The 21,504-nt window shown below is 70.3% G+C and carries 18 protein-coding genes; 2 read left to right on the plus strand and 16 right to left on the minus strand.

Annotation, left to right across the window (positions count from 1 at the left end; translation table 11 throughout):
* Positions 1-5 precede the first annotated feature (5 nt).
* From G6038_RS15910 to G6038_RS15925, 4 genes are read right to left on the minus strand one after another with little or no spacing between them, the layout of a single operon-like run.
* Complete coding sequence (locus G6038_RS15910) at positions 6-500, minus strand: MaoC family dehydratase (protein WP_165038804.1); 495 nt, start codon at positions 498-500, stop codon at positions 6-8.
* Positions 497-1,657, minus strand: coding sequence for an acyl-CoA dehydrogenase family protein (locus tag G6038_RS15915; protein WP_165038805.1), 1,161 nt, complete (start codon positions 1,655-1,657; stop codon positions 497-499). The genes G6038_RS15910 and G6038_RS15915 overlap by 4 nt, the downstream gene beginning before the upstream one ends.
* 12 nt (positions 1,658-1,669) lie before the next feature.
* Positions 1,670-3,718 (minus strand): acetyl/propionyl/methylcrotonyl-CoA carboxylase subunit alpha, encoded by a 2,049-nt coding sequence (locus G6038_RS15920; RefSeq protein WP_206024821.1) that lies wholly within the window; start codon positions 3,716-3,718, stop codon positions 1,670-1,672.
* 11 nt (positions 3,719-3,729) lie between these two features.
* Positions 3,730-5,337, minus strand: coding sequence for a carboxyl transferase domain-containing protein (locus G6038_RS15925; RefSeq protein WP_165038806.1), 1,608 nt, complete (start codon positions 5,335-5,337; stop codon positions 3,730-3,732).
* A 114-nt stretch (positions 5,338-5,451) separates the two neighbouring features.
* On the opposite strand from G6038_RS15925, the gene G6038_RS15930 reads away from it, so the two are divergent.
* Positions 5,452-6,090, plus strand: a complete 639-nt coding sequence (locus G6038_RS15930; RefSeq protein ID WP_165038807.1) for a TetR/AcrR family transcriptional regulator — start codon at positions 5,452-5,454, stop codon at positions 6,088-6,090.
* A gap of 53 nt (positions 6,091-6,143) precedes the next feature.
* Here the strand turns inward: G6038_RS15930 and G6038_RS15935 are convergent, their stop codons facing one another.
* The 6 genes from G6038_RS15935 to G6038_RS15960 all read right to left on the minus strand — a co-directional run bounded on the left by G6038_RS15935 (position 6,144) and on the right by G6038_RS15960 (position 14,107).
* Positions 6,144-6,410, minus strand: coding sequence for a GlsB/YeaQ/YmgE family stress response membrane protein (locus G6038_RS15935; RefSeq protein ID WP_165038808.1), 267 nt, complete (start codon positions 6,408-6,410; stop codon positions 6,144-6,146).
* Between the two features lie 157 nt (positions 6,411-6,567).
* Positions 6,568-7,680 carry an NDMA-dependent alcohol dehydrogenase gene (locus tag G6038_RS15940; RefSeq protein ID WP_100057576.1) on the minus strand — a complete coding sequence of 371 codons (1,113 nt, stop codon included), beginning with the start codon at positions 7,678-7,680 and terminating at the stop codon, positions 6,568-6,570.
* A gap of 33 nt (positions 7,681-7,713) precedes the next feature.
* The gene (locus G6038_RS15945) at positions 7,714-9,213 is read right to left on the minus strand and encodes an aldehyde dehydrogenase family protein (protein WP_165038809.1); all 1,500 of its coding nucleotides are present in this window, start codon (positions 9,211-9,213) and stop codon (positions 7,714-7,716) included.
* A gap of 100 nt (positions 9,214-9,313) precedes the next feature.
* A complete protein-coding gene (locus G6038_RS15950; RefSeq protein ID WP_165038810.1) occupies positions 9,314-10,960 on the minus strand; it encodes a helix-turn-helix domain-containing protein in 1,647 nt (548 codons plus the stop codon).
* Complete coding sequence (locus tag G6038_RS15955) at positions 10,957-12,615, minus strand: AMP-binding protein (protein WP_165038811.1); 1,659 nt, start codon at positions 12,613-12,615, stop codon at positions 10,957-10,959. Before G6038_RS15955 ends, G6038_RS15950 begins: the two co-directional genes overlap by 4 nt.
* Positions 12,616-12,775: 160 nt before the next feature.
* Positions 12,776-14,107, minus strand: a complete 1,332-nt coding sequence (locus G6038_RS15960; RefSeq protein ID WP_165038843.1) for an MFS transporter — start codon at positions 14,105-14,107, stop codon at positions 12,776-12,778.
* Between the two features lie 294 nt (positions 14,108-14,401).
* Here G6038_RS15960 and G6038_RS15965 point away from each other — a divergent pair, with 294 nt between their 5' ends.
* Positions 14,402-14,830 (plus strand): protein-tyrosine phosphatase family protein, encoded by a 429-nt coding sequence (locus tag G6038_RS15965; protein WP_165038812.1) that lies wholly within the window; start codon positions 14,402-14,404, stop codon positions 14,828-14,830.
* Between the two features lie 13 nt (positions 14,831-14,843).
* Here G6038_RS15965 and G6038_RS15970 read toward each other — a convergent pair whose 3' ends face one another.
* From G6038_RS15970 to adh, 6 genes are all read right to left on the minus strand, one after another.
* The gene (locus G6038_RS15970) at positions 14,844-15,392 is read right to left on the minus strand and encodes a hypothetical protein (protein ID WP_165038813.1); all 549 of its coding nucleotides are present in this window, start codon (positions 15,390-15,392) and stop codon (positions 14,844-14,846) included.
* Positions 15,393-15,514: 122 nt separating this feature from the next.
* Positions 15,515-16,279, minus strand: coding sequence for an ethanolamine ammonia-lyase subunit EutC (eutC, locus tag G6038_RS15975; RefSeq protein ID WP_165038814.1), 765 nt, complete (start codon positions 16,277-16,279; stop codon positions 15,515-15,517).
* The gene (locus G6038_RS15980; protein WP_165038815.1) at positions 16,276-17,691 is read right to left on the minus strand and encodes an ethanolamine ammonia-lyase subunit EutB; all 1,416 of its coding nucleotides are present in this window, start codon (positions 17,689-17,691) and stop codon (positions 16,276-16,278) included. The genes eutC and G6038_RS15980 overlap by 4 nt, the downstream gene beginning before the upstream one ends.
* Positions 17,688-19,148 carry an ethanolamine permease gene (gene eat / locus G6038_RS15985; RefSeq protein ID WP_165038816.1) on the minus strand — a complete coding sequence of 487 codons (1,461 nt, stop codon included), beginning with the start codon at positions 19,146-19,148 and terminating at the stop codon, positions 17,688-17,690. The genes G6038_RS15980 and eat overlap by 4 nt, the downstream gene beginning before the upstream one ends.
* A 116-nt stretch (positions 19,149-19,264) precedes the next feature.
* Entirely contained in the window at positions 19,265-19,801 is a 537-nt protein-coding gene (locus tag G6038_RS15990) for a DUF779 domain-containing protein (RefSeq protein WP_165038817.1), read from the minus strand.
* Between the two features lie 165 nt (positions 19,802-19,966).
* The gene (gene adh / locus G6038_RS15995) at positions 19,967-21,490 is read right to left on the minus strand and encodes an aldehyde dehydrogenase (protein ID WP_165038818.1); all 1,524 of its coding nucleotides are present in this window, start codon (positions 21,488-21,490) and stop codon (positions 19,967-19,969) included.
* Positions 21,491-21,504 lie beyond the last annotated feature (14 nt).

Genomic DNA, 21,504 nt, shown 5'->3' on the forward strand with positions numbered 1-21,504 from the left:
CTCCCCTATCCCTTCTGCGTGTCGTCGGCGGGCCGGCACTGCACGAGTGTCTGGCGCACCGCGACCGCGACGACGTCGCCGTGCTGGTTGCGGGCCGTGTGCTCGAGCGTGACGATCCCCTGCCCCGGCCGGGACTTGGACTCGCGCTTGTCGGTGACCAGGGTCTCGGCGTACAGGGTGTCGCCGTGGCGGACCGGCGCGGGGAACTTGATCTCCGAGAACCCCAGGTTGGCGACGATCGTGCCCTGCGTCAGCTGCGCCACCGACAATCCGACGAGGGTGGACAGGGTGAACATCGAATTCACCAGGCGCTCACCGAATTCGGTGCCCTCGCTGTAGGCGGCGTCGAGGTGCAGCGCCTGGGTGTTCATCGTCATCGTGGTGAACGCGACATTGTCGGCCTCGGTGACGGTACGGCCGGGGCGGTGCTCGTAGACCGTGCCGGCCTCGAACTCCTCGAACCACAGTCCTCGCTGGGTGACCCGCCGTGGGGCGCTCACAGGCCGAGCTCCCGCGCCACCAGCATGAGCTGGACCTCGGTGGTGCCCTCACCGATCTCGAGGATCTTGCTGTCCCGGTAGTGCCGGGCCACCGCGTACTCGTTCATGAAGCCGTAGCCGCCGTGGATCTGCGTCGCGTCGCGCGCGTTGTCCATCGCCGCCTCCGACGCGACCAGCTTGGCGATGGCAGCCTGCTTCTTGAACGGCTTGCCGGCCAGCATGAGGGCCGCGGCGTCGTAGTAGGCGGCGCGGGCGGCGTGCGCCCGAGCCTCCATCCGGGCGATCTTGAAGGCGATCGCCTGGTTCCGGCCGATGGGACGGCCGAAGGCCTCGCGCTCCTTCGCGTACTTGACGGACTCGTCGACGCAGCCCTGCGCGGCACCGGTGGACAGGGCGGCGATCGCGATGCGGCCCTCGTCGAGGATGCGCAGGAAGTTCGCGTAGCCGCGCCCCCGCTCCCCGAGCAGGTTCTCCGCAGGGACTCGCACATCGGTGAAGCTCAGCGGGTGGGTGTCCGAGGCGTTCCAGCCGACCTTGTTGTAGGCGGGCTCGGCAACGAAGCCCGGGGTGTCGGTGGGCACGACGATCGTGGAGATCTCCTTCTTGCCGTCCCGCTCGCCGGTGACGGCGGTGACGGTGACGATCTCGGTGATGTCGGTGCCGGAGTTGGTGATGAACTGCTTGCTGCCGTTGATGATCCACTGGTCGCCGTCGAGCTTGGCGGTGGTCTTGGTGCCACCGGCGTCGCTGCCCGCGCCGGGCTCGGTCAGGCCGAACGCGCCCAGGGCCCGGCCGGCCGCGAGCTGCGGCAGCCACGTGCGCTTCTGCTCCTCGGTGCCGAAGCGGTAGATCGGCATGGCGCCGAGCGAGACGCCGGCCTCGAGGGTGATGGCCACGGACTGGTCGACCTTGCCGAGTTCCTCGAGGGCGAGGCACAGCGCGAAGTAGTCGCCACCCTGCCCGCCGTACTCCTCGGGGAAGGGCAGCCCGAACAGGCCGAGATCGGCCATGCCCTTGACGACCTCGTACGGGAAGGTGTGGTTGGCGTCGTGCTCGGCGGCGACGGGCGCGACGACGCTCTGCGCGAAGTCGGCGACGGTGTCCTTCAGGTCCCGGTAGTCGTCGGGAAGCTGGCCGGTGGAGAGGTAGTCGGTCATCGCTGCTGTGTCCTAGCTGTCGGTGGTGTCGGTGGTGTCGGTGGTGTCGGTGGGGACGACGCGGGCAAGGAGCTGGTCGACCTTGACCTGATCCCCGGGGGCGACGAGAAGTTCGACGGTGCCGTCGATCGGCGTGCTCAGGGCGTGTTCCATCTTCATCGCCTCGACGACGACGACGGTGGCGCCGGCGGTGACGGCAGCGCCCTGCTCGACGGACACGGCGATGACGGTGCCGGGCATCGGGCTGGTCAGCTCGGCCTCACCGGCGTGGGCGTCGGCGCCGCGGATGTTCGCCTCGCGGGCCTCGCGCACCGGCCAGGTGCCGCCGTCGCCGGCGAGCCACAGCTGCCCGTCGCCCTCGGCGACGCGGAACTCCGAGCGCACCCCGTCGAGCGTGACGGCGAGGCGATCCCCCTCGAGCCGGGCGGTCAGCACCCGGTCCGGGCCGTCCTCGATCCGCGCGGTGGCGGCCTGCGGGGTGCCGGTCAGGTGCACGTGGTCGGTGCGGGTGGGCGTCTGCAGCCGCACGGTGGTCGGCGCGGATCCCCCGACCCGCCAGCCGGTGGGCCGGTCCCACGGATCGACCGGGTCCTGGCTCGACACGGCGGGCCAGCGTCGCAGCCAGCGGTGCGCGGCCGCGGCGACGAGCACCGCATCGGGGGTGTCCGGGGCGGCGTAGTCGCCGAGGCGGCGATCGAGCAGCCCGGTGTCGAGGTTGCCGGCCTGCACGTCGGGATCGGCGAGCAGGAAGCGGGCGAAGTCGATGTTGGTGACCACTCCGAGGACCGCGGTCTCGGCCAGGGCGCGGTCGAGCCGGCGCAGCGCGGCAGCGCGGTCGGGTCCGTGCGCGATCACCTTCGACAGCATCGGGTCGTAGTCGCTGCCCACGACCGTGCCCACCTCGAGGCCGGAGTCGACGCGGATCCCCGCTGCGCTCGCCCCGCCTGGTTCGTCGAGCCCCACGACGGTGCCGCCGGTGGGCAGGAACCCACGGGCGGGGTCCTCGGCGTAGACGCGGGCCTCGATCGCGTGCCCGGTCAGGGTGATCTCGTCCTGTTCGAAACCGAGCGCCTCGCCCGCGGCGACGCGCACCTGCCACTCCACCAGGTCCAGTCCGGTGACCAGTTCGGTGACGGGGTGCTCGACCTGCAGGCGGGTGTTCATCTCCATGAAGAAGAACTCGTCCGGCGCGTCCGCGGAGACGATGAACTCGACCGTGCCGGCGCCGGTGTAGTCAACGCTGCGGGCGGTGTTGCACGCGGCCTGCCCGATCCGGGCACGGGTGACCTCGTCGAGCAGCGGCGACGGGGCCTCCTCGATCACCTTCTGGTGGCGGCGCTGCAGGCTGCACTCACGCTCGCCGAGATGAACGACGTTGCCGTGGGTGTCGGCGAGGATCTGCACCTCGATGTGCCGTGGGCGCTGCACGAAGCGCTCCAGGAAGAGGGTGTCGTCGCCGAACGCCGAGGCGGCCTCGCGCCGCGCGGAGGCGAGCGCCTCGGCGAGCTGACCGAATTCGGTGACCAGGCGCATGCCCTTGCCACCGCCGCCGGCGGACGGCTTGATCAGCACCGGGTACCCGATGTCGCCTGCCGCGGCGATCAACTCGTCGTCGGTCAGGCCGGGCCGGGAGATGCCCGGCACGACCGGGACGTCGAACGCGGCGACGGCGTTCTTCGCGGTGATCTTGTCGCCCATCACCTCGATGGCCTTGGCGGGCGGGCCGAGGAACACGATCCCGGCGTCGGCGCAGGCCTGCGCGAAGCCCGAGTTCTCGGACAGGAAGCCGTAACCGGGGTGGATCGCCTGCGCACCGGTGCGCCGGGCCGCGTCGATCACCTTGGCGATGTCGAGGTAGCTCTCGCGCGCGGCGGCGGGGCCGATCCGCACCGCGGTGTCGGCCTCGCGCACGTGCCGGGCGCCGGCGTCGGCGTCGCTGTACACGGCGACGGAGCGGATCCCCATCCGCCGCAGGGTGCGGATCACCCGGACCGCGATCTCCCCGCGGTTGGCGACCATAACGGTATGGAACATCCCAGCTCGGCCGGTGGTATCGAACATGCTCATGTGCCTCACATCCGGAAGACGCCGTAGGAGACCGGCTCGAGGGGTGCGTTCGCGCACGCCGACAGGGCCAGGCCGAGAACTTCCCGCGTGTCGGCGGGATCGATGATGCCGTCGTCCCACAGCCGCGCGGTCGAGTAGTAGGGGTTGCCCTGGTGCTCGTACTGCGCGCGGATCGGCGCCTTGAACGCCTCCTCCTGCTCGGCGGTCCACGGGCTGCCGGACGCGTCGAGCTGTTCCGAACGCACCGTCGCCAGGACGGAGGCGGCCTGCTCGCCGCCCATCACCGAGATGCGGGCGTTGGGCCACATCCACAGGAAGCGCGGCGAGTACGCCCGCCCGCACATCGAGTAGTTGCCGGCGCCGTAGGAGCCGCCGACGACGACGGTCAGCTTCGGCACCCGCGCGCACGCGACGGCGGTGACCATCTTGGCGCCGTGCTTGGCGATGCCGCCGGCCTCGTAGTCCCGCCCGACCATGAACCCGGAGATGTTCTGCAGGAACAGCAGCGGGATCGAGCGCTTGTCGCACAGCTCGATGAAATGGGCGCCCTTCTGGGCGGATTCACCGAACAGCACGCCGTTGTTGGCGACGATGCCGACCGGGTGGCCGTGGATCCGGGCGAAGCCGGTGACCAGGGTCTTGCCGTATTCGGCCTTGAACTCGGAGAAGCTCGAGCCGGGACCGGCCGGATCGCCGTCGACGATGCGCTCGATGACCTCGTGCACGTCGTAGGGGGTGCGCGGGTCGGTGGGCACCACGTCGTACAGCTCGGCCGGATCCGCGGCGGGCGCGAAGGTCGGCGCCACGTCCCACGGCCGCGGGGTGCGGGGCCCGAACGTGGCGACGATGTCGCGCACCCGGTTCAGCGCGTCGCGGTCGTCCTCGGCGAGATGGTCGGTGACACCGGAGACCTTCGAGTGCAGGTCCCCGCCGCCGAGTTCCTCCGCGGTGACGACCTCGCCGGTGGCGGCCTTCACCAACGGCGGGCCGCCGAGGAAGATGGTGCCCTGGTTGCGGACGATGACGGCCTCGTCGCTCATCGCCGGCACGTAGGCGCCGCCGGCGGTGCACGAGCCCAGCACCGCGGCGATCTGCGGGATCCCCTTGGCGCTCATGGTGGCCTGGTTGTAGAAGATGCGGCCGAAGTGCTCGCGGTCGGGGAACACCTCGTCCTGCCGCGGCAGGAACGCCCCGCCGGAGTCGACCAGGTAGAGGCAGGGCAGCTGGTTCTGCAGCGCGATCTCCTGCGCCCGCAGGTGCTTCTTGACCGTGATCGGGTAGTAGGTGCCGCCCTTGACGGTGGCATCGTTCGCGACGATCACGCACTCGCGGCCGGACACCCGGCCGATCCCGGCGATGATGCCCGCGCCCGGGCACTCGTCGTCGTACATGCCGTTCGCGGCCAGCGGCGCGATCTCGAGAAACGCGCTACCGGGGTCGAGCAGGGCGTCGACGCGGTCGCGGGGCAGCAGCTTGCCGCGGGCGACGTGTCGATCCCGCGCCTTCTCGCTGCCGCCGAGGGAGGCGGTCGCGAGCTTGTCGCGCAGCTCGGCGACCAGCTGGACATGCTGGTCGCGGTAGGTCCGCGGAGCGGTCGTTGGGGGGGTTGTCACAGTACCGTCCTCGCCATGGGGTGAGCGCCTGAGTTAATACTCGATAACTGAAAATAAGGTTAGCTGTGATTAACTGAGTTGTCCAGACCACATCAGGAAGGAACGGTGCGGGCGATGACCGACCTGAAGCCGGACACCGATGAGCAGCTGCTCACCCCGCGCGGCCGGGCCAAGGCCGACCGGCGGCGGCAGCTGCTGCAGGCCGCGGCACGGCTCGTCGCCGAGCGCGGCTTCAACGGCGTGCGCCTCGAGGATCTCGGCGCGGCGGTGGGCATCAGCGGTCCCGCCGTCTACCGGCACTTCCCGAACAAGGACGCGCTGCTCGTCGAGCTCCTGGTCGACATCAGCCGCCGCCTGCTGGCCGGCGGCACCGACGTGATCGACCACACCGACGAGCCCCGGCGCGCACTCGGCCGGCTCGTGGACTTCCACCTCGACTTCGCGCTCGGAGAGCCGGACCTGATCCGCGTCCAGGACCGGGAGCTGCAGTCCCTCCCGGAGGACGCCCGCAGGGAGGTGCGCCAGACCCAGCGGCGGTACGTCGAGCTGTGGGTGGGCGTGCTGCGCCGGCTCGACCCCGCCCTGGGGGAGTCCGACGCTCGTACCATGGCCCACGCGGCGTTCGGGCTCATCAACTCGACGCCGCACAGCGCCGACCGGTCCTCCCCCGCGGCGACCCGGGCGATTCTGCGGCGTATGACCCTGGCCGCGCTCGGCACCGAACGGCCGGGCCCCGGGGGCTCCGGAACCTGAACAGGCACGAGGGCCCCGTCCGGATCTCCGGACGGGGCCCCGTTCCGCCGCCGTTACCGGACCTTGTCCCTCGTCATGGAGGTGTAGGCCAGCGTCAGCACCGCCGCCACGGCGATGCTGATGATCCAGCGGATCCAGTCGATACCTTCGGTGTCGCCCTGGTCGCTGATCAGGCCCCAGATCCAGTAGCCGATCAGGGCACCGATGATGCCGATGACGATGGTGATGAGCCACCCCATCGCCTGCTTCCCCGGTATCACCAGCCGTGCGAGCACACCGATGACCGCGCCGAAGATGATCGTGCCGATGATTTCTCCCATCACGGGCTCCTCTCTCGGAACATAGAACCGTGGGGACGGTATGCCACAGAGTGCGCGGAATATGCGCGCTTCGGGTGAATTCCGGTGAATCTTCTGCAAAAAGTTGCGCGGTCCTGGAGGTGCGCCCCGGCCCGGCCGGCCGGGGCGCACCCCACGATCAGGCGTCGTGGATGATGACGCCGCGGATGTTCTTGCCGTCCCGCAGGTCCTGGTAGCCCTGGTTGACCTCCTCCAGGCTGTAGCGGTGGGTGACCAGCTCGTCGAGCTTCAGCTGACCGGCATCGTAGAGCCGCAGCAGCCGCACGATGTCGTACTGCGGGTTCGCCGAACCGAACAGCGAGCCCTTGATGGTCTTCTGGAACAGGGTCAGTTCCGTTCCGGACACGTGCACGGTCAGCTTCTCCGGATTGGCCAGGCCGGTGATGACGACGGTGCCGCCCTTGCCCACGATCGAGGTGGCCGCCGAGACGACCTCCTCGTCGACGGTGCCGACGAGGATCAGGGCGGCGTCGGCGCCCTGGCCCCAGCTCAGCTCGTTTACCTTCTCGGCCGCCTCGGCGGCACTGGCGAAGGCGTGCGTGGCACCGAACTTCAGGGCGGTGTCGCGCTTGAACTCCACCGGATCGACGACCACGACGTACTTGGCGCCCGCGTGCACGGCACCCTGGACGGCATTGACGCCGAGGCCGCCGATGCCGTAGATCACGACGATGTCGCCGGCGCGGACGTCCCCGGCGTACACCGCGGTGCCCCAACCGGACGGCACACCGCAGCCGACGAGCACGGCGGTCTCGAGCGGGAGCCAGTCGTCGACCTTGACCACCGAGTGCTGCGAGATGGTGGCGCGCTCGGCGAACGTGCCGAGCATGCACATCGCGCCGAAGTCGGTGCTTCCCGAATGGAACCGGAACGAGCCGTCCGGCATGCAGCCCTCGAGGATGGTGGCCCCCATGTCGCACAGGTTCTGCCGGCCCGTCGAGCAGTACCGGCAGGTCCCGCAGTTCGGGATGAAGCTGCACACGACGTGGTCCCCGGGCTTGACCTTGGTGACGCCGGGCCCGACCTCCTCGATGATGCCGGAACCCTCGTGGCCGCCGACGATCGGGAAGCGCGGGGGCAGGTCCCCGTCGGTCAGGTGCAGGTCCGAGTGGCACAGGCCCGCCGCGGTGTACTTGATCAGCACCTCACCGGGGCCCGGGCCGTCGAGGTCGAGTTCCATGATCTCGAACGGCTTGCCGGTCTCGAGCAGGACTGCGGCTTTGGTCTTCATCGTTGTTCTCCTTGGGTGTGGCGGGTGACTGGGTCAGAGGGCGATGTTCACGGCCTTGGTCTGGGTGTAGAGGTCCAGCGCTCCCGCGCCGAGCTCGCGTCCCCACCCGGACTGCTTGAACCCGCCGAACGGCATCGCGGTGTCGAAGCCGTTGTACTGGTTGATCCACACCGAACCGGCCTTGAGCCGCCGCGCGGTGCGGTGCGCCTTCGACAGGTCCCGGGTCCAGATGCCGGCGGCCAGCCCGTAGATCGAGTCGTTGGCCGCGGCGGTGATGCCCTCGTCGGCGTCGAACGGCATGGCGGCGACGACGGGGCCGAAGATCTCCTCGCGCACCACGCTGAAGTCGGGCTGCACGTCGACCAGCACGGTCGGTTCGACGAAGAAGCCCTTGTCGCCCCAGCGCTTTCCGCCGGTGAGGGCGCGCGCCCCGTCGGTCAGGCCCTGACGCAGGTAGCCGGTCACCCGGTCCAGCTGCTCCTGGGAGACCAGCGGGCCGAGCTGGGTGGCCGGATCGAGACCGGGGCCGATCTTCACCCTGCTCGCCGCCTCCGCGACGGCCTCGGTGAACTTCTCGAAGATGGGACGCTCGACGAACAACCGGGTGCCGGCGACGCAGCACTGACCGTGGTTGAACAGCCACGCATCGAGCGAGCCCTGCACGGCCGCGTCGAAGTCCGCGTCGGCGAAGACGATGTTCGGGCTCTTGCCGCCGAGTTCGAGAGAGACCTTCTTCAGATTCCTCTTGGCGGCGTCGACGACCTTCTTGCCCACCTCGGTGGACCCGGTGAAGGCGATCTTGTCGACGTCGTCGTGGGCGGCGAGCGCGGCGCCGGCGTCGCCGAAGCCGGGCACGATGTTCACCACGCCGGGCGGGAAGCCGGCCTCTTCGAAGATCTCGGCGAGCAGCAGCGCCGTGAGCGGCGTCTGCTCTGCGGGCTTGAGGATGACCGTGTTCCCGGCGGCCAGGGCCGGCGCGAGCTTGAACGCGGCCATCAGCAGCGGGAAGTTCCAGGGCACGATGAGCCCGCACACGCCCACCGGCTCGCGCAGCGTGTAGGCGTGGAACTCCCCGCCGGGCACGAACGGCATCGTGACGTTGACCGTGCTGCCCTCGATCTTGGTGGCCCACCCGGCGTAGTAGCGGAAGATGTCCGCCGACCATGCCGTGTCCACGGCGGCGGCGATCACGGCGGACTTGCCGTTGTCGAGGGCCTCGAGCTGGCCGAACTCCTCGGCGCGTTCGGTGAGCAGATCACCGACCCGCCAGATCATGCGCTCGCGCTCGGCGGCCTTCATCGTCGGCCAGGGGCCCTCGTCGAACGCCTTGCGGGCGGCCCGCACGGCCCGGTCGACGTCCTCGGCAGCGCCGTGGGCGACGTCGGTGAGCTTGCCCCCGGTCGCGGGATCGTAGGTCGCGAAGACGCGGCCCGAGGCGGCGTCGACCCATTCGCCGCCGATGTAGAGCTGCCTGGTCCCGGAGAGAAACTCCCGGACCCGCGGAGCGACGGTGTGCTCGGCAACAGCTGTCATGCCCAACCTCCTGAAGTAGTGTGACACGGGTCATACTGCTTCGGGCAGGCCTGCGGGAACTGTTCAAGGATTGGACAGTGCGCACATACGCATACAACGGTCAGCCGGCGATGCCGAGTGCGCGGATCCTGCTGTAGAGCGTGGTGCGGCTGATACCGAGCCGCGCCGCGGCGTGCACCTTGTTGCCGCCGCTCTCGCGCAGCGCCTCGATGATGGCCTCCCGCTCGGCGCGCTCGCGCCCGCCCAGGCGTGAGACCCGGCTCGTCGCGCGGTACTCGACCGGAAGATCCTCCACCCGCACCGGCAGCGGCGACTCCCGCTCCGGGATGGCGGCCAGCACCGCCCGCAACTCGGCGAGGTTGCCGGGCCAGGAGCGTTCCGACAGCGCCGTCAGGGCACTGGGACCCAGGCGCAGGTCCGGCCGGTCGAGTTCCCGGGCCAGCGCGGAGGCCAGGTCGCCGAGTTCCCGGATCCGTTGCCGCAGCGCGGGTACCCGGACCTGACCGGGGCAGCGCGCCAACAGTTCTCGCACCGGCGGGCGGACGTCGTCCAGGGGGTCCGCGGTGAGCACGAGGCGGGCCGCGGCCGGGTCGGAGAGCATCGACGAGAGCAGCGCCAGCACCGGATCCGACGCCAAGTGCACGTGTTCGACGACCACGACGCCGCCGTCCGCCGCAGCGGCGGCGACCGACAGCAGCCCGGCCGACCACTCGCGTTCACCCTCGCCCACGATCCGGGCGGCATCGAGGAAGGCGACGGTGTCGCGGACGAGTTCCTTTGCGGCCCAGGTTCGCCCACTCCCGGGCTCACCGAGGATCGCCACGCCACCGGTGCGCTCGCGCAGCCGTCCGAGCCGCTGCCGCAGCCGCGTCGTCGCGTCCTGCGCGACGTCGCTGCGGGGCACGGGTTCCCGCGCGCCGGTGGCGTCGAGCAGGAACAGCGCCCCGCTACCGATGCCCGGGATGCGGTCGATCCGCAACCGGGTGTGCCCGCCCGCGGACAGCGCGAAGTCCATCGTGCGGGACTCCCCCGCCGGCAGGTCGACCGCGATCGCGCGCAGCGCCGCGTGGTCGGCGGGCACGAGCAGTTCCACGGCGGCCTTGTTGGTGAGCATGATGTCCTCGCCCATGGCTGCGACCGCGACGCCGCGCTGCTGCGCGGCCCGCTGGAACGCGTCGACCACCCGCCGGTCCGATTCGCGGGCCCCCTCGAGCAACCGCGCCTCGATGTCGCGGGCCGCGCGGGCGAGAAACGGCACGAACAGCGGATTGGCGGTCTTGCCGGCGGCAGTGATGTCGAGGATGCCTTCGATGCGGCGGGTGACGGGATGCACGAGCGGGTGCCCGTAGCAGCTGAAGTCCTTGAGGAACTCGAGGTAGTGCTCCTCGCCGTGCACCACCAGGCTCTGCCGCACCTCGAACGGGGTGCCGAGAGCGTTGGTGCCGTAGGTGTCCTCGCTCAGGGTCGCGCCGGGGACCACGCCGATCTCCTCCATGGCGTGCTGCATGGGTGCCGCGTCGAACAGCCGGGCCACGATCCGGCAGTCCCGGTCCACGAGGAGGATGCAGCAGCCGGTGCCGGCGAGCTGCGTGCGCAGCTCGTCGAGCACCGGCCGGGCGGCTTCGAGCAGCCGCCCGGCCGCGTCCGAGGGGCCCAGCAGGGTCGGCTCGGGGAGCCGTCCCGGGTCTATCCCGCTCAGCTGCGAGCGTTTCCAGGACAGCGCAATCTCCGGCCGCAGACCGTTCACCCCCGCTCGGCCTCCCCGAGCAGGGCCGTGGACAGCTCGCGCATCTCGATCTTGCGAATCTTGCCGGTGACCGTCATCGGGAACTCGTCGACGAGATGCACGTAGCGGGGAATCTTGTAGTGCGCGAGCTTACCCGTGCAGTACTCGCGCAGCGACTGCGCGTCGAGCGGCGCCGCCCCCTCCCGCAGCCGGATCCACACCATGAGTTCCTCCCCGTACTTCTCGTCGGGCACGCCGACGACCTGGGCGTCGAGGATGTCCGGGTGGGTGTAGAGGAATTCCTCGATCTCCCGCGGGTAGATGTTCTCGCCACCACGGATGACCATGTCCTTGATGCGGCCGGTGACCGAGACGTACCCGTCGGCGTCCATGACGCCGATGTCGCCGGTGTGCATCCACCGGGCCTTGTCGATGGCCTCGGCGGTCTTGTCGGGCTGGTTCCAGTAGCCGAGCATCACCGAGTAGCCGCGGGTGCACAGCTCGCCCGGTTCGCCGCGCGGCACGGTCAGGCCCGTGGCCGGGTCGACGATCTTGACCTCGAGGTGCGGGCCGACGCGGCCGACGGTGGACACGCGCTGGTCGATGGTGTCGTCGCTGCGGGTCTGCAGGGACACCGGCGAGGTCTCGGTCATGCCGTAGCAGATGGAGACCTCGGTCATGCCCATCCGCTCGATGACCTGCTTCATCACCTCGACCGGGCACGGGGAGCCGGCCATGATGCCGGTCCGCAGGCTCGACAGGTCGTGGGTCTCGAATGCGGGGTCGGCGAGTTCGGCGATGAACATCGTCGGCACCCCGTACAGGGAGGTGCAGCGCTCCTCGGCGACGGCGGCCAGGGTCTGGGCCGGGTCGAAGGCGGGTCCCGGGATGACCATCGTCGCGCCGTGGCTGGTGCAGGCCAGGTTGCCCATGACCATGCCGAAGCAGTGGTAGAAGGGCACCGGGATGCACACCTTGTCGTTCTCGGTGTAGTGGCACAGCTCGCCGACGAAGAATCCGTTGTTGAGGATGTTGTGGTGGCTGAGGGTGGCGCCCTTGGGGAATCCGGTGGTGCCGGAGGTGTACTGGATGTTGATCGGATCGTCGGCCGACAGGTCGCGCTGGGCGGCGTCGAGCGGGGTGCGGTCGTCGGCGAGTGCGGCGCGTCCGGACTCGGCGAGTTCGTCCCATTCGGGGTATCCGAGCAGCACCACGTGCTCGAGGTCCGGGCAGTCGCCGCGCACCTCGGCGATCATCGCGGCGTAGTCGGACGTCTTGAAATTCGGCGCGGATATCAGCATCCGGATCCCGGCCTGGGTGAGCACGTACTGCAGTTCGTGCGAGCGGTAGGCGGGGTTGATGTTGACCAGGATCGCGCCGATCTTGGCGGTCGCGTACTGGACGAACACCCACTCCGCGCGGTTCGGCGCCCAGATGCCCACCCGGTCGCCCTTGCCGATGCCTGCGCGCAGCAGACCGAGCGCGAGGGCGTCGACCTCCGCGGCCAGTTCGGTGTAGGTCCAGCGCCGGCCGGCGGCGCGGTCGACGAGCGCGTCGCGGTCGCCGTGGCAGGCGACGGTGCGGTCGAAGTTGTCGCCGATCGTGTCCCCCAGCAGCGGGGTGTTCCACGCCCCCGAGGTGTAGCTGGGCAGTTCGGGTGTGGTGAAGCCGGTCATGGGTGCTCCTGCAGTGTGCGCGGCCCGGGGCGAGCGAGGGGATCTCGAGGACTCGTCCACCATGCTCGTCGATCCGGCGCCGCAGGTGTTCGAATTCTGGACAGTTGGCGGTGGCAGCACGAGGCGCCCTCCCCGGGGTGTCGGGGAGGGCGCCGATGGGTCAGAGCGCTCGGTCGCGGGTCTCGACGAGAGCCTTGGTGCACACGAAGCTCAGCACGCCGAGCACGGAGAGCATGATGCCGATGGCGACGCCGCCGTAGGACGCCGCGAGGGGCGCGGCCAGCATGGGCGGAATCGCACCGCCCAGGACGCCGGCGAGGTTGTAGCCGAGTCCCGCACCGGTGTACCGGTACCGGGTGTGGAACATCTCCGGCAGCAGCGCGCCACACGGTCCGTAGGCGATGCCGAAGATGGCCAGGGTGACCATCATGCCGACGACGAACGCGACCGGCGATCCGGTATCGAGCAGCGGGAACAGCGCCAGCGCCCACACGACGGAGAAGCCGCAGGAGATCATGATGACGCGCCGGCGGCCGACCCGGTCGGAGTAGAGCGCGGAGAGCACGATCGCGGCGCCGAAGACGAACGAGGCGACGATGCCGACGGTGAGGACGAACGGCCGGGAGAAGCCGAGGGTCTTGGTCGCGTAGCTGGTCAGGTACGCGGTGCCCATGTAGAAGAAGGCGAACATGATCGCCAGTGCGCCGGCCGAGAGGAGGATCTCCTTGGTCTGGTAGCGCAGGGCGTCGAGGAACGGCAGGGTGCGCTTCTCGGCCGGGGCGGCGGCACGGGCCTCGCTCTCGGCCCGGAACACGGGGGTCTCCTCGATGGCGAGGCGCATGTAGAGACCGATGGCCACGAGAACGATGCTGAACAGGAACGGGATGCGCCAGCCGTAGTTGAGGAAGGCCTCGTTGGTGTCGCCGAGGGCCAGGCCGGTGAACAGGAAGGTGGCGCTCGACAGGGCGAAGGCGATGGCGGGGCCGAGCTGCGGGAACATCGCGTACAGGCCGCGTTTGCCCGGTGGTGCGTACTCGGCGGTGAGCAGCGTCGCGCCGGCCCACTCCCCGCCGACGGCGAAGCCCTGCGCGAAGCGCAGCAGCACGAGGATGATCGGGGCGGCGACGCCGATCGTCTCGGCCCCCGGCAGCAGCCCGATGAGCAGGGTCGAGATGCCCATCAGCAGCAACGTGGAGACGAGGGTCTTCTTGCGGCCGATGCGGTCGCCGAAGTGCCCGAACAGCATGGCGCCGACCGGGCGGGCGATGAAGGCGACGGCGAAGGTCGCGAACGAGGCGACCGTGCCGGCGGTGGCGCCGAGCGCCGGGAAGAACACCGTCGGGAAGACCAGGGCTGCGGCGGTTCCGTAGATGAAGAAGTCGTAGAACTCGATGGTGGTGCCGATGCAGCTGGCGATGGCGACGCGTCGGATGCCGGGTCCGCCCGGTGCGGGGGCGGTCGGCGCGGCGGGCTTCTGCCCCGCCGGTACCACGGGGGGTTCGGCCCCCGGTGTCGACACTGTGGTCACGTCTGTCCTCCGTATTTCCGTCCGAGCCGCGGCGGGCCTGCGCCGCGGGATGGAAGGAAAGGTAGTGATCCGCCTCACTCCCCCACTACCCCCGAAAGGGGGGTGGCTGTGAGCCGTATCACGTAGTTCGCCGAACGAAGGACTTGATCGTCGTGGGACACCGCGCACCCGCACCACGCGTGGTCGTCCGCGCGGGAACCGTGCCGATCCCGGGACACCCGGTGACCGAACAGCTTTCGCGCCGTCTACGCTCCGTTCATGGCGACGACCTGGGACCCGAGCGCCCCGGGGATCCTGGCACTGCCGTCGGGCCGGTACGTCCGGGGCCGGGGCATGCGACGTCCCCTCCCGGCCGGACCGCAGCCCGCCCTCGGGGTGTACCTCGCGGGCCGGACGCCGCCGCCGGTCCCGTGGGAGGCCCGGTGGATCCGGTGGCCCGACTTCCGACTCCCCTCCGACACCGGCGCTGCTCGCCGGATACTGCACGAGGCGTGGCAGCGGTGCGTGACCGACCGCGTCGAGGTCGCCTGCGGCGGCGGCCAGGGGCGCACGGGCACCGCCCTGGCCTGCCTCGCGATTCTCGACGGCGTACCGGCCGGCGAGGCCGTTGCCTATGTGCGCGAGCACTATTCGCGCCGATCGGTGGAAACGCCTTGGCAGCGGCGCTTCGTCGCCGCGTTCCGCTGACCGGCGGCGCCGGTCAGCGGCCGGCGGCGCCGGCGAGTTCGGCGCGCATCTCGCTCCACACGGTCCTGTACGAGTCGATGTTCGGCGCCGTAGCCCACGCCAGGGCGCCGGACTTGATCTTCCCGAGCGCCTCGGCGAACAGGTCCTGATACCGCGACAGGCGCGGAACGAACGCCGACACGTCGTCGAAGAGATTCTGCGCCTTGCGATCCAGCTCGATCAGTTCGTCGAGGAAGTTGTCGGACTCCGGCTCGGCGAGCAGCGCGGTGAGCTCTTCGTCGAGCGGCCCGAACTGCTCGAACAGCTCCGCGAGAGAATCCTCGTCGATCGAGACGCGCTCCGCGTCGAGCTGATCGGTCAGTTCCGCGGCACCCGCGTCGGTCAGGGAGATGCCGTTGCCGGTCTCCTTCGCCTTGCCCTGAGTGACGAGCGCGTCGTACGCCGCCCGCCCGGACGCGACGGACACCCCCAGATGCGCCGCGATCACCTCGGCGGTGACGGTCTCCTTCAACCGCACCGTCTGCAGCAGAGCCAGCTCGTCGACATTGCCAGCGAACGCCATCGTGTCTTCTCCTCGTCGCCCGGTCGCGGGCGGTACGTGTCACCCGGTCGGGCGGAGTACATGATTTGGCGCTTCCGGTCGCGATGTCAACCGCCCACGCGGGTACGTCGCACTCTCGCCCCCTACAACTCTCCCACCGTCGCGGAATCGAGCCGGTCCGTCCGCGTGGTGTCCTTCAGGTCCACACCGGAACGCCCGAGCCGGCGCGCACCGTCGACCAGCCCCGCGACGACGCGCGCGGCCGCGGCATACCCGAGCCCCTCCGGCGGGTGGATGTTGGACACGCAGTTCCGCTCGGCGTCGGCACGACCGGGCCGCGGCTCGTGGGTCAGGTACACCCCGAGGCTGTCGGCGACCGACAACCCGGGCCGCTCCCCGATCAGGACCAGCAGCGTGCGCACCCCCAGGGCGGCGCCGATGTGGTCGCCCAGCGCGACCCGCGCCGACGTCGCGATCACCGGCGGCGCCACGGACAGGTGTCGCGGCAGCGCCGCCACGACGGCCTCGAGCAGCGCGACACCGTGCTCCGCCAGGGCCCGCGGCGAGAGCCCGTCGGCGAGGACCACCCCGACGTCGGCGCCGGTGCCGGGGACCGCGGACAGATCCTCGGGCAGGCGGCCCAGGTCCGGGCGGCGCAGGTACTCGCCGCGATCGCTCACCCGGCTCGTGACGACGATCGGCGCGCCGAGTCCGAGGCGTTCGACGTCGGTGGCCAGCGCCGGTACGTCGAGGGGCTGGTGCACCGCGTCGCGGGCCGCGGCGTGCGCGGCCCGGAACTCGAGCACCCGAGCGGTCGGCAGGCCGTCGCCGGCCCGGCCGAGCCCGATGCGGGCCTGGGTCGCCGACCGCAGCGGCGCCCAGAAATCACGGTCGACGGACCCGCTCACGCCGCACCTCCCGCGAGGGCGCGCAGCGGGGAGGCCGCCGCGTCCACCGGCAGGATGTGCCCGGCTCCGTCCACCATGCCGAGGCCGGAGAGCCACCGCTCGAACTCGGGGGCGGCCCGCAGGCCGAGCGCGCGACGCACGTACAGCGCGTCGTGGAACGACAGGCTCTGGTAGCCGAGCATGACGTCGTCGGCTCCGGGCACCGCGATGACGAACGCGGCGCCGGCCACCCCGAGCAGGGTCAGGAGGGTGTCCATGTCGTCCTGGTCGGCCTCGGCGTGGTTGGTGTAGCAGACGTCCACGCCCATCGGCAGGCCCAGCAGCTTGCCGCAGAAGTGGTCCTCGAGTCCCGCCCGGACGATCTGCTTGCCGTCGTAGAGATATTCCGGGCCGATGAACCCGACCACCGTGTTGATCAGCAGCGGGTCGAGCGCCCGGGCGACGGCGTACGCGCGGGTCTCGAGGGTCTGCTGGTCGACGGGGCGTCCGCCCGTGCCGAGGTGGGCGCCCGCCGACAGCGCCGAGCCCTGCCCCGTCTCGAGGTACATGACGTTGTCGCCGACGGTGCCACGCCCCAGGGCGCGACCGGCCTCGTTCGCCTCCCGCAGCAGAGCCAGGTTCACGCCGAAGCCGGCGTTCGCCCCCTCGGTGCCGGCAATGGACTGGAACACCAGGTCCACCGGGGCACCTGCCTCGATGAGGCCGAGCGTGGTCGTCACGTGGGACAGGACGCACGACTGCACCGGGATGTCGAAGCGCAGCCGCATCTCGTCGAGCAGGTTCAGCAGGTCGGCGGTGGCCTGTGGCGAGTCCGTGGCCGGGTTGATGCCGATGACGGCGTCGCCGCAGCCCATCAGCAGCCCGTCGAGGGTCGCGGCGGCGATGCCGCGTGGATCGTCGGTGGGGTGGTTGGGCTGCAGCCGGGTGCCGAGCCGGCCGGGCAGTCCGACGGTGGTGCGGAACGCCGAGGTGACCTCGATCGCGCGGGCCACCGCGATCAGATCCTGGTTGCGCATGAGCTTGCTGACGGCGGCGACCATTTCGGGGGTCAGGCCGGGCGACACGGCGGCGAACGCCGCGGCCGCATCGGTTCTCGTGACGGTGTCGAGAAGCAGGTCGCGCAGTCCCCCGACCGTCAGGTGCTGCACGGCCCGGTAGGCGTCGCGGTCGTGATCGTCGAGGATCAGCCGGGTGACCTCGTCGGTCTCGTACGGCACCACCGGCTCGGCGAGGAACACGTCGAGCGGCACGTCGGCGAGCACCCACTGCGCGGCCGCGCGCTCGGCGTCGGATTCGGCCGCGCACCCGGCGAGTTCGTCGCCGGAGCGGCGCGGGGTGGCCTTGGCGAGCAGGTCGACGAGGCCGTCGAAGGTGTAGGTGGTGCCGGCGAGATGCTGGGTGTAGACGCTCACTTCAGCTCGGCCTCCGCCTCGGCGAGCGCGGCGAACTCCTCGTCGGGCGAGTTCGCCACCAGCCGGTGCCGGCTGTAGAGCCCGAAGTAGGCCATGAACGCGGCGAAGGCACCGAGGGTCCACAGCGCGGCGACGGGATCGACCAGGAAGGTGGCCACGACGGCGGCCGCGGCGACGACCAGCGCGAAGGAGGTGGTGACGACGCCGCCGGGGGTGCGGTAGGGCCGCGGCATGTGCGGTTCGCGCCGGCGCAGCACGATGTGGCTGACCATCATCAGCACATAGCTCACCGCGGCGCCGAAGACCGCCATGTTGAGCAGCATCGCTCCCTCGCCGGTGAGCGAGAGCGCGAACCCGATCACGCCGGGGACGATCAGCGCCAGCACGGGTGCCTTGCGCTTGTTGGTCAGCGACAGGCTCGTGGGGAGGTAGCCGGCACGGGAGAGCGCGAACGTCTGCCGCGAGTACGCGTACATGATCGAGAAGAAGCTCGCGATCAGACCGGCGAGACCGATGTAGTTGACCACCTTCGCGGCGCCGCTGTCGCCGAGCGCCTCGACGAGCGGGTTGCCGGAGGTGGACAGGGCCTCGGCGCCGAGGGCGCCGGTGGCCAGGAACAGCACGGTCGCACCGGTGACGAGCAGCACCAGCATGGACACGATGATGCCCTTGGGCACGTTCTTCTCCGGCTCGGTCGCCTCCTCGGCGGCCAGCGGCACCCCCTCGACGGCGAGGAAGAACCAGATCGCGAACGGCACGGCCGCCCAGATGCCGAACAGACCGAAGGGAAGGAACGACGACGCTCCGGCGGCGGTCTCGTCGACGGCGATGTCGGTCAGGTTCGCGGTCTCGAACAGCCCGACGGCGGAGACGGCGAACACCACGAGCCCGACGAGCGCGATCGCGGTGATCACGAACATCGCCTTGAGGGCTTCGCCGGCGCCGGTGAGGTGGATGCCGATGAACACCGCGTACACGGCGAGATAGATCCACCATCCGTCGGTGATGCCGAACAGGTTCAGCGACTCGACGTACCCGCCGATGAACGTGGCGATCGCGGCCGGGGCGATCGAGTACTCGATGAGAATTGCTGTGCCAGTGGCGAATCCACCCCACGGTCCGAGGGCGCGGCGCGCGAAGGTGTAGCCGCCGCCGGCGGCGGGCAGCGCGGAGGACAGCTCGGCCATGCCGAGCACCATCGCGAAGTACATGGCCGCGATGACCACCGAGGCGACGAGCAGTCCACCGAATCCCCCCTCGGCCAGGCCGTTGTTCCAGCCGGCATAGTCACCGGAGATCACGTAGCTGACGCCGAGGCCCGCGAGCAGCACCCAGCCTGCCGAACCCTTTCTCAGAGTGCGCTTTTCGAGATACGCACGACTCTCGGCGTGGAAGTCCGCGCCGTCGTGGTGGGCCGGGGTCCCGGCCCCGGTCCTGGGCGGGTCGGTCAACGACATGATCTCTCTTCTCGACGGAGGATGGCGACGTGTCGAGCGGGCACGTCGAGGACACCGCGCGTACTCACGGTACGAGCGGCAGGTACACACCGCGTCAGTACGCGGTCACGGAAGTGTTACGAGGAGGCGCCCCGGGGCGTCGGCACCGGGCACGCGTCGGCGGCCTCGGCCACGACGGTCGGCTCGGCGGCCGGCTCCGGACGGGCGCCGGCGGCCCACCGCTTGCCGAGCAGCGGTGTGTCGCGGGCGAGAGCGTCGTTCTCCTCGGCGGCGAAGGCGCGGCCGCGGCTGAGGAAGCGCAGCCCCTCGGGTGATTCGAGGCTGAACCCGGAGCCGCGGCCGGGCACCACGTCGAGAACGAGCTGCGTGTGCTTCCACGCCTCGAACTGGGACCCCGAGATCCACACCGGGACGGCGTCGGCGCCCGCGGGCAGGTCACCGGCCGTCGCCCCCACCTGCAGACGCAGGTCCAGCACCCCCAGCAGCACGTCCAGGTCGCCGACGACGAAGTCGCCGTCCGGGTAGCACATCGGTGCCGACCCGTCGCAGCAGCCGCCGGACTGGTGCATCATCAGCGGCCCGTGCCGCTCGGCGAGACGGCGCAGGAGAGCAACCGCATCGGCGGTGGCGACGAGGCGGAGCGGGACGGACATGCGGTGCCTTTCCGGTTGTCGGCGTGCGCCTCCCCCGAGCGAATGTATCGCTCACCTCGACTGATCGAGTGGGCGATACATTCGCTCGACTCGGGGCAGGGCGGAATGGGAACGGCGCCTGCCACGTCGCAGGGGGGATGACGTGACAGGCGCCGGGTCTTCGGATCAGAAGAAGCCCTGGGCCTTCGGCGCGTAGGACACCAGGAGGTTCTTCGTCTGCTGGTAGTGGTCGAGCATCATGTGGTGGTTCTCGCGGCCGATGCCGGACTGCTTGTAGCCACCGAACGCCGCGTGCGCCGGGTACTGGTGGTAGGTGTTGGTCCACACCCGGCCGGCCTGGATGGCGCGACCGGCCCGGTAGGCGACCCCGCCGTCACGGGACCAGACGCCGGCGCCGAGGCCGTAGAGGGTGTCGTTGGCGATGGAGATGGCGTCGTCGAAGTCCTGGAAGGACGTCACGGACACCACCGGTCCGAAGATCTCCTCCTGGAAGATGCGCATCTTGTTGTGGCCGCTGAACACCGTCGGCTGGACGTAGAAGCCGCCGGACAGGTCGCCACCGAGATCGGCGCGCTCGCCGCCGGTGATCACCTGCGCGCCTTCGCTCTTGCCGATCTCGATGTAGGACAGGATCTTCTCGAGCTGGTCGTTCGACGCCTGGGCACCGATCATCGTGTCGGTGTCGAGCGGGTCGCCCTGGCGCACGGCCTTCGTCCGCACCGCGGCCAGCGACAGGAAGTCGTCGAAGATGTCCTGCTGGATCAGGGCGCGCGACGGGCAGGTGCACACCTCGCCCTGGTTGAGGGCGAACATGGTGAAGCCCTCGAGCGCCTTGTCCTGGTAGTCGTCGTTGGACGAGAGCACGTCGGAGAAGAAGATGTTCGGGCTCTTGCCGCCGAGCTCGAGGGTGACGGGGATCAGGTTCTGCGAGGCGTACTGCATGATCAGGCGGCCGGTGGTGGTCTCGCCGGTGAACGCGATCTTGCGGATGCGCGGGCTCGAGGCCAGCGGCTTGCCGGCCTCGACGCCGAAGCCGTTGACGATGTTCACCACGCCCGGGGGCAGCAGGTCGCCGATGACGGAGATCAGGTGCAGGATCGACGCGGGCGTCTGCTCGGCCGGCTTGAGGACGACGGCGTTGCCGGCGGCCAGTGCGGGGGCGAGCTTCCACACGGCCATCAGGATCGGGAAGTTCCACGGGATGATCTGGCCGACGACGCCGAGCGGCTCGTGGAAGTGGTAGGCGACGGTCTCGGCGTCGATCTCGGAGATCGAGCCCTCCTGCGCACGGATCGCGCCCGCGAAGTAGCGGAAGTGGTCGATCGCGAGCGGGATGTCGGCATTGAGGGTCTCGCGGATCGGCTTGCCGTTGTCCCAGGTCTCGGCGAGGGCGATCGACTCGAGGTTCTCCTCGATACGGTCGGCGATCTTGTTGAGCAGGATGGAACGCTCGGCGACGGACGTCTTGCCCCAGGCCGGCGCGGCGGCGTGGGCGGCGTCGAGGGCCAGCTCGATGTCTTCCTCGGTGGACCGGGCCACCTCGGTGAACGGCTGACCGGTGACCGGGGTGACGTTCTCGAAGTACTGACCCTTCACAGGCGGTACCCACTGGCCGCCGATCCAGTTGTCGTAGCGGGACTGGAAGGACATCAGGGCGTCGGGCGAGCCGGGACGGGCGTACACGGTCATCGGTGTTCACTCCT

Source organism: Rhodococcus sp. 14C212 (genome assembly GCF_011058195.1).
In the GTDB taxonomy this organism is placed as follows: Bacteria; Actinomycetota; Actinomycetes; order Mycobacteriales; family Mycobacteriaceae; genus Rhodococcus; species Rhodococcus aetherivorans.